Here is a 12,437-nt window from a genome sequence, read left to right as displayed (position 1 = left end):
CCTCCCTCTTCATCCTGTTCTTGACTCTCCATACTCCACCTCTTCCCCCCCCATTTGCAAATGATTATTATTATCGTTCATTCTCAATAAGCTCTCTGGTTGCCGACAATTGTTTAGGGTCGGGTAACAGAGAAAAACCGCTCTGGACTTACTTTTCAACCTACTTGTCACCCCGTGAGATCTTCAATGCTAGTTCATTTTAGGAAAAGAATTGATGGAGAATTGATAAACAAAATCAATAAAAAAATAGTAAAAAGAGAAATAGACAAGAGTGATAAAGAAGTAAAAAAAAAGGATTGTCTCCAAGAAAAAGGAGAAAAAATAAAAAATAAAGGTAAACTAATTTTAGATGCGACTTGTGCGCCAGCAGACATCAAATACCCAACGGATTTAGGCATATTCAATCAAGCCAGAATTGAGACAGAAAGAATAATAGATAATCTTTATAAACCATTAAGAGTGAAATTGAGAAAAAAACCGAGAACTTCTAGAAAAATTGCTAGAAAGGAATACTTAAAAGTAGCTAAAAAACGAAAAGTATCTTATCAAGAAAGAAGAAAAGCTATCGGGAAACAGTTAAAATACCTTAAGAAAAATTTAGGAGATATAGAAGACTTAATTCAAGCTGGGGCTTCCCTGGAAAATCTGTGTAAAAGACAGAAAAATTGTCTAGAGACTATCAAAAAAGTTTATGAACAACAACAGTCAATGTGGGAGAATAAGACCCAGAGTGTTCCTCAAAGAATTGTAAGTTTAACTCAACCGCATATTCGTCCAATAGTGAGGGGAAAAGCAGGAAAACCAATAGAGTTTGGAGCTAAACTTTCAGTAAGCTGTGTAGATAACTATGTGTTTCTAGACAAAATAAGTTGGGAAAACTTCAATGAATCTTGTCATTTTAAAGAACAAGTAGAAAAGTATAAAGAAACGTTTGGCTATTATCCCGAATCCGTCCATGTAGATAAAATTTATCGAACTAGGGAAAACAGAAATTGGTGTAAGGAAAGAGGGATAAGAATCAGTGGTCCGAAGTTAGGAAGACCTCCGAAAAATGTCAGTGAAGAAGAAAAGAAACAAGCCCACTCCGATGAATGCTTCCGTAATGCTATTGAGGGAAAGTTTGGACAAGCTAAACGAAGATTTAGCCTAAATCTCGTGATGACAAAACTCCCTGAAACCTCCATTACATCTATTGCTATTACATTTTTAGTTGTCAATCTTTGTAAACTTCTGAGGCAGTTTTTGTCGCTTTTTTTGTCCTTATTTACTAATAATAGAACAGGGGAACTCATTAAACCGCCTTTCATTAATTTTGATTATACTTTAAACAATTTTTATGTACTAAAACTTATTGATTTGTCAGAAAATTCTTGGTCAAAAGTGGCATAAATTTTGGAGAAACTTTTTCAGCAAACCCTATTTAAAGGCCAATAATTGATTTTTTTCGTTCTTATTATCGTAAGCCCAAATCACCATACATTGAAACCCTTGATACTCAAATATTTTGGGCGCACGAGTAGGAACATAACGGCCTGGATCACCGAAACTATTATCAAGAAATTCTTGAATCGTACTATCTTCTACCGTTGCATAAGCAACTTCTTCCTCAGATGCAGGTTCCACATCTTCCTCAGTATCAGGAACTTCCTCTTCCTTGTCACGATTACGAAAATAATCCACAGCCATTTTAGTCCCAATACCACCCACCACAGCAATACCAGCACCAATTAACATATTACGAAGTTTAGGCATTTTTTTCTCCTAAAATTTTGTCCATTTTCATTATAAAAAAGACGCGACAAATCGCGCCTTTTTTTATGAAAATTTAGGAAATGATCATTAAATTAACCACCCACTTTAACCACAGGTTCAAAACTAGGAACTACCAACTCCTGATCCTGTTTGGTTAACTTGTTATACAAGCGTTCGGTGTTGGGGAAGTTGGCGGCAGGAAGGGTGGGGAAACGACGATAGGGAACCGTATCTTCTCCGAATAATTGGAGATATTCCATACTGTTGACCATTGCCCCAATAAAGCCCCGAATACCCTCAGTGGCTAAAATTTGGTTGTATTTTTGAATCTCTTTTTGAGTTAAAGGCGCACGACCTAAGAAATGTTTAGTTCCTAGTTCGATAACCTTCGTGTTGGGATAGGGGGCGTAGAACTCTTTGATATAGAGATCAGAACAACCTAAACCTTCAATAAACTCTTTAACGGTAATTTCTTCGTTACCTAACTTACTTTCAAGACTGGTAAACTCAGCTTGAATAATATAAGGGTCGAGATCCCGCTCAAAAATCTGACGATAAGCAGCACGAATGGCATTTTGTAGAGCTACTTTATCGGTTGTAGTTAACAACTTAAAGATTTTCGTTTGCTGACGCTGGGTACTAACCCCTTGGTTAACACGGAACTTGAGTTCAGGTTCGGTGCGGTTATTAGAAACTTGACCTAGTTCCACAAATCTTGGAGTTACTTTCTTATCAACCCGTTGACCAATATCTTCTCGAATGCTACCAGGACGAGCCATGCGTAACTGCATTCCAGCAGGTGTCAAATACCGTTCATAGGGAACCGTATCTTCTCCAAAGGCTTCCGTGTACTCCTGACTATCGATCATGGCATCAACTAAGGCATAAAAGCCCTTCTTAGAAGCCAAATCAAAGTAAGGGTTCATTTCTTGGCGGCCGTAGGTAGGACGACCTAAGAGACGACGGTGGATGTATTCGATCGCCTTAACCACATAAAAAGGAGTCCAGTAGGTTTTCAGGAACACCTCAGACTTAGCTAAAGCTTTGATAAACTCCCGTAGGGTAATATCCCCATTTTCCAGTTTATTTTCCGCTACTTTTAACCGTTGTCCATCATAGACATCCCGGCCAAACACCTGACGGTAAGCAGCACGAATCACCGCTTGAGTGGAACTCTCACCAAACTTAACACTGGCTCCGTTACTGCTACCAGGTAGTTCGTTATTGAGACGGAAAACCTTCGCCCCTAAACTACCTGGCAATTCAGGCCGGGCAGCCGGGTTACTGTTTTGGTTATTGATACCAGGACCACGGTGAATTAAAATCCGCTTGGTATCTTTGCTAAAGGGAGCAGGACTCTTACTGGGGTCACGGGTTTCTTTCGGGAAAATTGCCCCAAATTGAATTTCTAGGGGATCATTTCCAGAACCGTAAACGTGCTGATCCGGTAAGGGTTGATTATATTTGGCAAAAGTGGTGATGAATTGAGGAATCTTACGGAAGGGCGCACTATAGTTAAATAGGTCTTGCTGCATTCCCCAGTTACGACATTCTTGGGCTTCTTGTCCTAAACCACGCAGATAAGGTACGGTTTCTTCTCCAAAATAATCGGCGTATTCTTGAGAGTCTACTAAGGCATCCACTAATGCTGGAAGTCCACCGTCAGAAACGATGGAAAAGTAGTTCTGCACTTCTTCACGAGAACTAGGACCACGGCCTAAAATATGACGGAAAGCCAATTCTAAAGCCCGACTATTGATAAAGGGTTCAAAGAACTGCTTACGATAAAGAGGGGACTTACAAAGACGACGGACAAACTCTTTCATGGAGATGTCCCCATTTCTTACCTGAGACTCTAGGTAAGATACAGATTGACTGTAAGCCTTGGTAATATCTCTCTCAAACAGTTGACGATAGGCTGCTCTGACGATTTCCCCTTTCTCAGATTCGGATAAGCCAGGCTTCATCACGAATTTTTGACGGGTTAAAGCAGCGTTAAAGTAGCTTTGAGGTAGTTCTAAGCCTTGTAGATCATCAGAAGAACGTTGACGTAACTTGTTACCAGGGGTTGGTGCTTTGAGTTCTGTGAGGAGAATGTCAAAGTATTCGGTAACAATGGTTTGTGCTTCTGCATCTTCGCGGAAATACTCCCGAGAAGCAGCCCGCATTGTTTGCAGTGCTACGATGGTCGCATCGATAGAACAAGCTCTTTCTAGGACTTGTTTTAAACCACGGGTGTTAACCACAATGATGCTCGGATCACCAGCCACAATAGCGTATGTAACATAGCGCAAAAACCAAGACATATCTCTCAAGGACTTCTGCATATTGCTCGGTCCATAACGAGAGATATTAATGGGGCGAAACCCAGGGGGAATAGGTCCAGTAGAAGAGGTCAACAGGGCGCGTAAACCCCCAAAAATTCCACCGCCACCACCGCCGCTTTCTACGTAGGTAACTGCTCCTGGTTGCACTGTTTGGGTTGCTCCTGCCATAGCCATCTCTCGGGGAGCCTCCACTGGGGGTTTTTCTAGATACGCCATGGGCGATCCCCCAGTGAATATCTTATTAGCTGCCCGTGACACAATTAAATCTGAGTTGGCTGTTATGATTTGGGCGATCGCCAGTCTCTTCTGTCCAGACTGGAAATAGGTAACTAATTGATTGAGTTCTGTCTTTCCTAAAAAGCGATCCTGTTGCTCAGCTTGACTGATGGCTGAGACGGGAACGGTTTGATACAGTTGAGGGTTGGCTGACGAGCTTCCACCACTTGTTTTTACACTCATTAGATTTCAACTATCTCCCATGAAAAAAATTGCTATTACACTCCATTATCGGAGTTTATATATTGGCAACATCTTGATTAAAACCAGATGTTTTGTGAAGTACCCCAACTAAACTCTGTTTTGGTTGGGACTTCCAACTAACAAAGACTTAGGACGGTTTTATTCGTCTTCGGAGCTTCCCGCTTCATTGGCTGTTGCCTCAACCCCCCTTACATCCCCCCTATCAGGCGGACATGGGGGGGTTCGGTCTTACTAAAGCCTCCGCAGGCAGTCGCCCTGCTTCCCAAGGCGATAAGGTTTTATCTTTAAAAAGTTAATCAGCCTCTAGATTAAACTGTTTCGGAACTTTCTGAGTACGTTTGTAACAAAATGTATCCTTTTTATCTTCTTGATTTTTTATCTTGACAAAATACCATTTCTGTGCATTGGTGACACTCAATACACTTCATCGTGAGAACCAATATCAACCAGAATAATTAAAGTTTCTTCCGACTCTATATCTTGACTGAAAGTAAAAATAATACGGCAATTATAACTCACAGAACATGACCAATATCCCTCTAAATTCCCTGTTAATTTATGAGATTTTAAAGAAGTAGTAAAAGGATCTTTTTCTAAGATATCTAAAATACCTAATACTTTATCCTTTAGTTGAGGATTCTTTTTAACTAATCGTTTAAAAGCACGTTTAAAGCTTTTATCAGCTACTAATCTCATTCTTCCTCATCTTCTAACAAATATGCTTTTATTTCTTCTGCTGTTCCTTGTTTTGCTTTTCCTGATGATAAAGCTTTTAAGGTTTCTTCCCCATTTCTAGCAATTTCTTCTCGTCTATTATCAATTCTTCTTTTACGAATTAAGTCAAATAAATAATCTTGATCTTCTATGGATAAACTTTCAATTGAATCAATAATTTCTTGAAATGATATAGCACTCATCTTATCTCCTGGAAGTATCTTGTATAAGTATATCTAATTTCTATAATACTTACAAGTCATAGGCTATAAACCTAAACAATAACGAATAGCTGTTTCAATTTCTTGCATTTTTTCCTCTGACAATTTACCAACTGGTGCAGAAGAAAAACGATTTTTATCAATTGAACGAATTTGAAAACAGAGAAATATTGTTTCTAACGAAAGTCCACTTTCATCAGGAGAAACCCTAACATTTGTCGGATAATCTTGGCGAATATTTTTACCCTTAGTACCTACAACCACTGTGACAACTAAAGGTAAGTCATTGATAGAATTAATGGATAATACTAAAACAGGACGATTTCCTGCTTGTTCTTTACCTTGAATGGGGTTAAGATTAACAAAATATATTTGACCTCTTTCAATCTTCATGCTCTCTTAATCCATCCATTTCTGTTGACATAAATTCTTCATTAATCATGTTCATTGCTTTGATAATATCAGGATCTCTTGCCATCATTTTTAGTTGTTTTGTGTCCGTTAGTTGAGTTTCAATAGTTAGTGTTACTTTTGTATTGGGTTCAAGATTAAAAGCTTCTATTGGGTAAAAAGCTTCACCATTGAAAATAGCAGTAATTTTTTGCTTCATCATTGATTTTAGAAACTAAGGAAATTAAGTTAACTTGATCGTTTGATTATATTCTACTATAATTCATCATCATCGGGTAAATTTTCCATTTCTTCTGCAATTAAATCTTGAAAAGCTTCTCCACAATGAACCTGTAAATGAATGGTTGCTGTTAACAACTCGGCTAAAATTTACGCTTTTTGTTTAGGGGTAATATCAAGTAATTGCAGTTGATTAATTAAAATATTTACATTGTTACATTCCTCTGACAATTCTGATAATAAAGTGTTTAGTGTTGTATTTTTGATTGGTAAAATATGTTCTGTTAGTTGCATAATTGTTTATCTTACTAATTTCCGTAGGGGTCAACGGCCGTTGACCCCTACAACATCCATATCTATAGTCGAAGTTGATGAAAATGGGACCTAAATGTTCTTATTTTTCCAGAATTATGCCCAAAAACTAACATGAAAGCTATACTAAAAAGCGTCAACTTTTTTTGGAATTATACCACGATAAGTTTAGCAAAACTTATCATTTTTTTGGGTGAGGTAAAGCATAGCTTATCAATTGCTGGTGCTACCTTTGCCATTTTAACCCTATCTTCTGCTGCTAATGCTGCTACAGTTGTTATTGACTTTACTGACAACACAGGTTCCGTAAGCACTTTCCAAGAAACCGCCGGAACAGCAACTGCAACCTTCTCTAACCCAAGTCCAGTGAATTTTGACTTTCTTGTTGGTGGATTAGTATTTGGAGATGGCAGAACCACATCATTTGATGTTAGTTTTGACCAAGATGTAGAACTTCTCTCCTACATTTCAGTCCTTGATTTTGGAACTATTAACTTTGATATCACTGGTCCTGGTGTATCTTCTTTGGGAAATATACAGACATCCAGTGATTTTGTTGGTCAACCCCTACTATTTCAAGCAGGGGAAACCTATACATTTATAGGTAATACTACGAATAATGCTGATGGGACTGTTTTTGGTAGCTGGACGATTAATGATGCTCCTGTTTCTCAATCTGTTCCTGAACCCTCATCTATTTTAGGATTATTGAGTTTGGGAGGTTTAGCTATTAAGAAAGTTTCTAAGAGTAGTAATAAAAAATAAATTTAGGTGAGTTTTATAATTGTCACCGATAATAAAGATAGTCCTCTAGAAACAAACTAGGGGACTTTTTTTAAACCCATGAAATCATTAGAAACAACTCGTCAACAACTAATGTCTGGAAAATTTAATTTAACACGCCATGCTTTCAAGCGTGTCGTTGAACGAAATATATCTAGACAGGAAATTATGGAAACAGGAAACAATGTTATTATTATTGAAGATTATCCCGATGATAAATATACTCCTAGTTGTCTTTTGTTGGGATTTACTCAAGCAAATAGACCTTTACATCTTCAGACATCTCGGTTAGATTCTCCTATAACAACTATTATTACTCTCTATGAACCGAATGAAGACGAATGGATTAATTATTCACAACGGAGATAAAAAAATGTTTAACTGTTATAATTGTGGCTCAGAAAAATTTACATCTCAACTGGTTAATGAAACTTTTGAGATTGAAGGAAAATTAATTTTAGTAGAGAATATTCCTGCACAAGTTTGTAGTCGTTGTGGAGAAATTATTTTTAGTAGTGAAACAGCAGAAAAAGTTCGTTTAATGGTTCAAGGAGAAACTAAACCGATAAAATCAATTCAAGTGGATGTTTTTGCATATCAAGGATAAAAGATGAAACCTGATTTTAGTAAAAAAAAGAGCAAACAAGAACTTAAAGCTTATGTTTTAATCCATATAATTGATTATCACTAACTAATTTAATTATGGTTAATATTCCTAACATACGTCCCCCCACCACTCCTGGTGAAATGTTGCGAGAAGAATTTTTAGAACCAATGGGTTTAACTCAACAACAACTTGCTAATGAGATTGGTGTTAGTTATCAAAGAGTTAATGAACTCATTAATAATAAAAGAGGTATTACTACCAGTACCGCTTTAAGATTAGGAAAATACTTTGGTACATCTCCTGATTTTTGGCTTAATTTACAACGAGCTAATGATCTTTACGCTGTGCTTAAAAAAGAGCAAGATGAAATTGATAAAATTCAACCTTTATCTTTATCCAGAGAAAAATAACCTAAGTTAAATTTGCACCCTTTCCTCCCTTCGGCATAACCGAGGGAGGAAAGGGAGTAAAAAGATGAAAAAAGAGGTAAACCTAAAACAGTTTACCTCTTTCGATGCAGTCTTGATTGTTATCAAAACTTAAAGATACTTTTCCAAAGTAGAAGCGAGGGTTGTTTTAGGAACAGCACCCACAACCATATCCACTCGTTGACCTCCCTTGAAGATCATCAGAGTGGGGATACTACGAATGCCATATTGACTAGCAGTGTTAGGATTTTCGTCCGTGTTGAGCTTAACAACCTTAACCTGACCGGCGTATTGGTCTGCTATTTCCTCTACAACGGGAGCGACCATACGACAAGGACCACACCAAGGCGCCCAAAAATCCACGAGAACGGGAACGTCGCTGTCTAAAACATCTGCTTTAAAAGTACCATCTGTAACTTGAACTGCAGCTGACATATCATGAATTCCTTTGATTGCTCATGTTTATCTAGAATACTCTAGAATTCTACCATACTAAAAACTTTCTGGACTTTTACCCATTAAAATGAAGTGCGGTTTTCTCCCATAAGAAACCGCCCGAACTAATGCCGGGCGGAGTGTGGTGTGAGGAGTGAACGGAAACGTTTGTCTCCGCTATCTCTATTGTAAGGGAGAATTTCCATTTTGATACACTAAATTTTGCCTAATTGAAAATTTTTTTTTCCTTAATGTGTTAAGCTAGGCAGTTATACTTGATCGCTATTTTGGGCATAGTCCCTAAAAACTCTGTTTTTCCTAAGTTTGAGAGGGAGACAATGGCTTGAAATGCCTGGAAAATGATTGTAAGTCAATCTCAGTTCTGGAATGCTTAACGATAAAATCAAGATAGTTCCAGTGTGTCACCCAATTGTAAAGTTTTATGACTGCTTCCGTCAATTTTCTCTCTCAACTTAACCCCTCACAACGTATTGCTGTTGAACACTTCTGTGGACCCCTTTTGGTGGTAGCAGGGGCAGGTTCGGGCAAAACTCGCGCTCTCACCTATAGAATTGCCCATCTGATCACCCATTATCAAGTTGATCCTGAGTCAATCTTGGCTGTCACTTTTACCAATAAGGCAGCACGGGAGATGAAAGATAGACTGGAGAGGTTATTTGCTCAAGAAATGGCTTTAAAGCAGCAGGGACAACCGTTTAATTCTTTGCCAGAATACGATCAAAAACGTTTACTTTCTCAAGTTTATAAGAAAACAACGAAAAAGTTATGGATCGGGACTTTTCATAGTTTATGTGCTAGGATTCTCCGCTACGATGTTAACAAGTATCAAGACGAAAAGAAGCGACAATGGGAGCGTAATTTTTCTATTTTTGATGAGTCTGATGTCCAAAGTTTGGTTAAAAATATTGTTCTCAAACAGTTTAATTTAGACGATAAAAAGTTTAATCCTCGTACTGTTCGTTATGCCATTAGTAATGCTAAAAATTTGGGTTTATCTCCCGAAGCTTATTTAAAAGAAAATTCCTATGCCAAGGGTCGTGTCATTGCGGAAGTTTATAACGAATATCAAACTCAATTAGCTGCTAATAATGCCCTAGATTTTGATGACTTAATTTTGGTTCCTGTGCGCTTATTTCAACAAAATGAATCTATTTTGGGTTATTGGCATTCCCAATTTAAACATATTTTAGTGGACGAATATCAAGATACTAACCGTATTCAATACGAGTTGATTCAATTGTTAACAACCAATGCAGAACCTCGTAAAAGCGAATGGAACTGGGAAAATCGGTCTATTTTTGTGGTAGGAGATGCGGATCAATCTATTTATAGTTTTCGTATGGCAGACTTTACTATTTTATTGAATTTTCAATCTGACTTTGGTGATGGTTTGCCGGATGAAGATACAAGAACAATGGTTAAACTAGAGGAAAATTATCGCTCTACAGAAACTATTTTACAAGCAGCTAATCAACTGATTGAAAATAATAGTCAACGTATCGATAAAATTTTGCGTCCCACCAGAGGAGAAGGGGAAGAAATTTACTGTTATAAAGCAGAGGATGAACGCATAGAAGCGGATTTTGTTATGGGTAAAATACAAGAAATGGTTGAAACAAACCCAGAATTAAATTGGGGAGACTTTGCCCTATTGTATCGGGTTAATGCTCAATCTCGACCATTTGAAGATAACTTCATTCGTAATAATATACCCTATAATATTGTGGGGGGCTTTAAGTTTTATGACCGTCAAGAAATTAAAGATTCTATCGCATATTTAAGGTTAATTGTCAATCCTTTTGATACGGTTAGTTTACTGAGGGTGATTAATTCTCCCCGTCGAGGTATCGGCAAAACTTCCATTGATTCTTTACTGAAAGCGTCCCAAGAATTAGAAATACCGTTATGGGAAATTGTTAGGGATGAAACGTCGGTGAAAACCTTAGCAGGAAGGGCAGCTAAATCAGTCAATAAATTTGCTAGTATGATTAAAGAATTACAGGGTAAATTGAAAGAACTTTCAGGAACAGAGATATTTGATCAGATCATGGAATTATCAGGATATGTGGATGATTTGAAGACAAAAGGAACCGAAGAAGCAGACAATAGATTAGAAAATATCTATGAATTGTACAGTGCAATCGCTCAATATCAAGAAGAAAATGAAGACACAAGTTTACAAGGTTATTTAACTAATGCTTCTCTTGCCTCGGATTTAGATAACCTGGATGAAGGACAAGAAAAGGTATCGTTAATGACCTTACACTCTGCAAAAGGGTTGGAATTCCCCATTGTCTTTTTAGTGGGATTAGAACAAGGAACTTTCCCCCATGTTCGGAGTTTAAATGATCCTTTGTCCTTAGAAGAAGAACGAAGATTATGTTATGTGGGAATTACCCGCGCCCAAGAACAATTATTTATTAGTCATGCCAGAGAGAGATATGTTTGGGGTTCAAAAGAAATGAAAATGGTGTCACAATTTATCCAAGAAATACCAGAAGAATTAATCAATAGTAATCTGCGACCAACCGCTAGAAAAGTGCATCGCAAAAAAACAGTTTCTAGTTCTGCAAATGATAAATGGTCAGTAGGCGATCGCGTCATTCATCATAGTTTTGGGGAAGGAGAAATTACCCATATTTTAGGGTCAGGAAAAAAAACTAACTTGGCCATCCAATTTGCTGGACTTGGTAGGAAAATTGTCGATCCGAGAACCAACTCCATTACTAAAATTGAATAAGATAGCTAATTTGAAAACCTCAGGTTCAGCGTAGCAACCTGGGGTAGTTTATTAATAACTGTGATTTTTTGATACACTGATGAGCAAGTTATCTCAAATGTCGGGGTGAAGACCCCCGTTACACGAATGTTAACGGTGGGATGAAATCCCGACCAACAAAAAAAGGTGAGTGCATCGACACTTTCAAAAAAAGTTGTGCTAGACTAGTGATGTCTTCAGGTTGAAACACCGCCGAAAAGCGTGAAAATCTGCTGAAACAGTGCAGCACCGTCGAACGGAAAAAAGGAGGACAGTGGGTAGCGAAAACCACGAAAAACATGAGGTCGCGTCTTTTGAGGTTCCCTCAAAAGCTTGTGACGACCGTAAGCGCAGTAACCGATAAACATTGGTGAATGAAAAAGCAAAAAGCTTTTGTCGTAAGACAGGTAGGGTCGGGCAGCCCCAAACCTTGGCTGAAATGCCAAAACGCTTGGAGAGTGAACCACAAAAAGGGTGTCTAGATAGCAAGTGATATTCTAGTAAGCTCGGTTCAGACATAATCGTGTAAGACCTAAGTAGAGGTAACTTGAAAGGGCGGTGATTAGCTCAAGAATCTCCCGTTACAGCGACGATAGGAGCTTAACGGCGAGAGTGTCAACCCCATATTTCTCTAGAGTGTCAATACCTTGTCTTCTTCACAAGAGTCTCCCCAACTGCCGCCTACCTCAGCTATCACCCCGAAAAACCCTCTCAAAGCAACCACGGAAAAGTGGTTTGAGTATTCTCTTAGGGTACAACCCCATCATACCGACTATGCAGGAGTCGTCTGGCATGTTACTTATGTTAGTTGGTTAGAAACTGCTAGAGTGGAATGTCTTCGTTCCATGGGCATAGATTTTGCAGAATTGGTAAAATTAGGATGTGAACTACCCGTGGTGGAATTAGGTGATTTCCAAGAAAAAGTTTTCCACCCATTCTCAGAATCTGTTTGTAGAACATCTCAAATAA

At 38.1% G+C, this 12,437-nt stretch carries 13 protein-coding genes and 1 pseudogene; 7 read left to right on the top strand and 7 right to left on the bottom strand.

Going from position 1 to position 12,437, the window contains the following annotated elements; translation table 11 throughout:
• Positions 1 to 171 precede the first annotated feature (171 nt).
• Positions 172 to 1,389: pseudogene (locus tag CWATDRAFT_RS24645) on the top strand (IS5-like element ISCwa2 family transposase); the annotation flags it as partial.
• A gap of 27 nt (positions 1,390 to 1,416) precedes the next feature.
• On the opposite strand, the gene CWATDRAFT_RS24640 reads toward CWATDRAFT_RS24645, so the two are convergent.
• The 6 genes from CWATDRAFT_RS24640 to CWATDRAFT_RS24615 form a co-directional block, all read right to left on the bottom strand.
• Positions 1,417 to 1,752, bottom strand: a complete 336-nt coding sequence (locus CWATDRAFT_RS24640) for a hypothetical protein (protein ID WP_007307544.1) — start codon at positions 1,750 to 1,752, stop codon at positions 1,417 to 1,419.
• Positions 1,753 to 1,844: 92 nt separating this feature from the next.
• The gene (locus tag CWATDRAFT_RS24635; RefSeq protein WP_007307543.1) at positions 1,845 to 4,538 is read right to left on the bottom strand and encodes a phycobilisome rod-core linker polypeptide; all 2,694 of its coding nucleotides are present in this window, start codon (positions 4,536 to 4,538) and stop codon (positions 1,845 to 1,847) included.
• Positions 4,539 to 4,973: 435 nt separating this feature from the next.
• Complete coding sequence (locus CWATDRAFT_RS24630; protein ID WP_007307542.1) at positions 4,974 to 5,255, bottom strand: type II toxin-antitoxin system RelE/ParE family toxin; 282 nt, start codon at positions 5,253 to 5,255, stop codon at positions 4,974 to 4,976.
• Complete coding sequence (locus CWATDRAFT_RS24625; protein ID WP_007307541.1) at positions 5,252 to 5,476, bottom strand: hypothetical protein; 225 nt, start codon at positions 5,474 to 5,476, stop codon at positions 5,252 to 5,254. The genes CWATDRAFT_RS24630 and CWATDRAFT_RS24625 overlap by 4 nt, the downstream gene beginning before the upstream one ends.
• A gap of 63 nt (positions 5,477 to 5,539) precedes the next feature.
• Positions 5,540 to 5,887 carry a type II toxin-antitoxin system PemK/MazF family toxin gene (locus CWATDRAFT_RS24620; RefSeq protein ID WP_007307540.1) on the bottom strand — a complete coding sequence of 116 codons (348 nt, stop codon included), beginning with the start codon at positions 5,885 to 5,887 and terminating at the stop codon, positions 5,540 to 5,542.
• The gene (locus tag CWATDRAFT_RS24615) at positions 5,877 to 6,104 is read right to left on the bottom strand and encodes a hypothetical protein (protein WP_198139027.1); all 228 of its coding nucleotides are present in this window, start codon (positions 6,102 to 6,104) and stop codon (positions 5,877 to 5,879) included. Before CWATDRAFT_RS24615 ends, CWATDRAFT_RS24620 begins: the two co-directional genes overlap by 11 nt.
• 521 nt (positions 6,105 to 6,625) lie before the next feature.
• Here CWATDRAFT_RS24615 and CWATDRAFT_RS32015 point away from each other — a divergent pair.
• The 4 genes from CWATDRAFT_RS32015 (at position 6,626) to CWATDRAFT_RS24590 (ending at position 8,236) form a co-directional block, all read left to right on the top strand.
• Complete coding sequence (locus CWATDRAFT_RS32015) at positions 6,626 to 7,201, top strand: PEP-CTERM sorting domain-containing protein (protein WP_157134168.1); 576 nt, start codon at positions 6,626 to 6,628, stop codon at positions 7,199 to 7,201.
• Positions 7,202 to 7,279: 78 nt separating this feature from the next.
• Positions 7,280 to 7,588, top strand: coding sequence for a DUF4258 domain-containing protein (locus tag CWATDRAFT_RS24600; RefSeq protein WP_007307547.1), 309 nt, complete (start codon positions 7,280 to 7,282; stop codon positions 7,586 to 7,588).
• 4 nt (positions 7,589 to 7,592) lie between these two features.
• On the top strand, positions 7,593 to 7,826 hold the full coding sequence (locus CWATDRAFT_RS24595) for a YgiT-type zinc finger protein (RefSeq protein ID WP_007312601.1): 234 nt from the start codon (positions 7,593 to 7,595) through the stop codon (positions 7,824 to 7,826).
• A 95-nt stretch (positions 7,827 to 7,921) separates the two neighbouring features.
• A complete protein-coding gene (locus CWATDRAFT_RS24590) occupies positions 7,922 to 8,236 on the top strand; it encodes a HigA family addiction module antitoxin (protein WP_007307549.1) in 315 nt (104 codons plus the stop codon).
• 129 nt (positions 8,237 to 8,365) lie between these two features.
• Here CWATDRAFT_RS24590 and trxA read toward each other — a convergent pair whose 3' ends face one another.
• Positions 8,366 to 8,689, bottom strand: coding sequence for a thioredoxin (trxA, locus tag CWATDRAFT_RS24585; RefSeq protein ID WP_007307539.1), 324 nt, complete (start codon positions 8,687 to 8,689; stop codon positions 8,366 to 8,368).
• 442 nt (positions 8,690 to 9,131) lie between these two features.
• Between trxA and pcrA the strand changes: the two genes are divergently transcribed.
• A complete protein-coding gene (pcrA, locus tag CWATDRAFT_RS24580) occupies positions 9,132 to 11,450 on the top strand; it encodes a DNA helicase PcrA (protein ID WP_007307550.1) in 2,319 nt (772 codons plus the stop codon).
• 665 nt (positions 11,451 to 12,115) lie between these two features.
• On the top strand, positions 12,116 to 12,437 hold a 322-nt coding region (locus tag CWATDRAFT_RS24575), incomplete at its 3' end, for an acyl-CoA thioesterase (RefSeq protein ID WP_412093257.1).

It is taken from the genome of Crocosphaera watsonii WH 8501 (assembly GCF_000167195.1).
In the GTDB taxonomy this organism is placed as follows: Bacteria; Cyanobacteriota; Cyanobacteriia; order Cyanobacteriales; family Microcystaceae; genus Crocosphaera; species Crocosphaera watsonii.
The sequence above is the reverse complement of the archived record's forward strand: the minus strand, read 5'-3'. Positions and strand labels throughout refer to the sequence as shown.

Coding starts and splice junctions, on each gene's coding strand:
- CWATDRAFT_RS24595 (WP_007312601.1), top strand. CDS start 7,593: ATGTTTAACTGTTATAATTGTGGCTCAGAAAAATTTACATCTCAACTG.
- CWATDRAFT_RS24625 (WP_007307541.1), bottom strand. CDS start 5,476: ATGAGTGCTATATCATTTCAAGAAATTATTGATTCAATTGAAAGTTTA.
- CWATDRAFT_RS24615 (WP_198139027.1), bottom strand. CDS start 6,104: ATGAAGCAAAAAATTACTGCTATTTTCAATGGTGAAGCTTTTTACCCA.
- trxA (WP_007307539.1), bottom strand. CDS start 8,689: ATGTCAGCTGCAGTTCAAGTTACAGATGGTACTTTTAAAGCAGATGTT.
- CWATDRAFT_RS24590 (WP_007307549.1), top strand. CDS start 7,922: ATGGTTAATATTCCTAACATACGTCCCCCCACCACTCCTGGTGAAATG.
- CWATDRAFT_RS24600 (WP_007307547.1), top strand. CDS start 7,280: ATGAAATCATTAGAAACAACTCGTCAACAACTAATGTCTGGAAAATTT.
- CWATDRAFT_RS24635 (WP_007307543.1), bottom strand. CDS start 4,538: ATGAGTGTAAAAACAAGTGGTGGAAGCTCGTCAGCCAACCCTCAACTG.
- pcrA (WP_007307550.1), top strand. CDS start 9,132: ATGACTGCTTCCGTCAATTTTCTCTCTCAACTTAACCCCTCACAACGT.
- CWATDRAFT_RS24630 (WP_007307542.1), bottom strand. CDS start 5,255: ATGAGATTAGTAGCTGATAAAAGCTTTAAACGTGCTTTTAAACGATTA.
- CWATDRAFT_RS24620 (WP_007307540.1), bottom strand. CDS start 5,887: ATGAAGATTGAAAGAGGTCAAATATATTTTGTTAATCTTAACCCCATT.
- CWATDRAFT_RS24640 (WP_007307544.1), bottom strand. CDS start 1,752: ATGCCTAAACTTCGTAATATGTTAATTGGTGCTGGTATTGCTGTGGTG.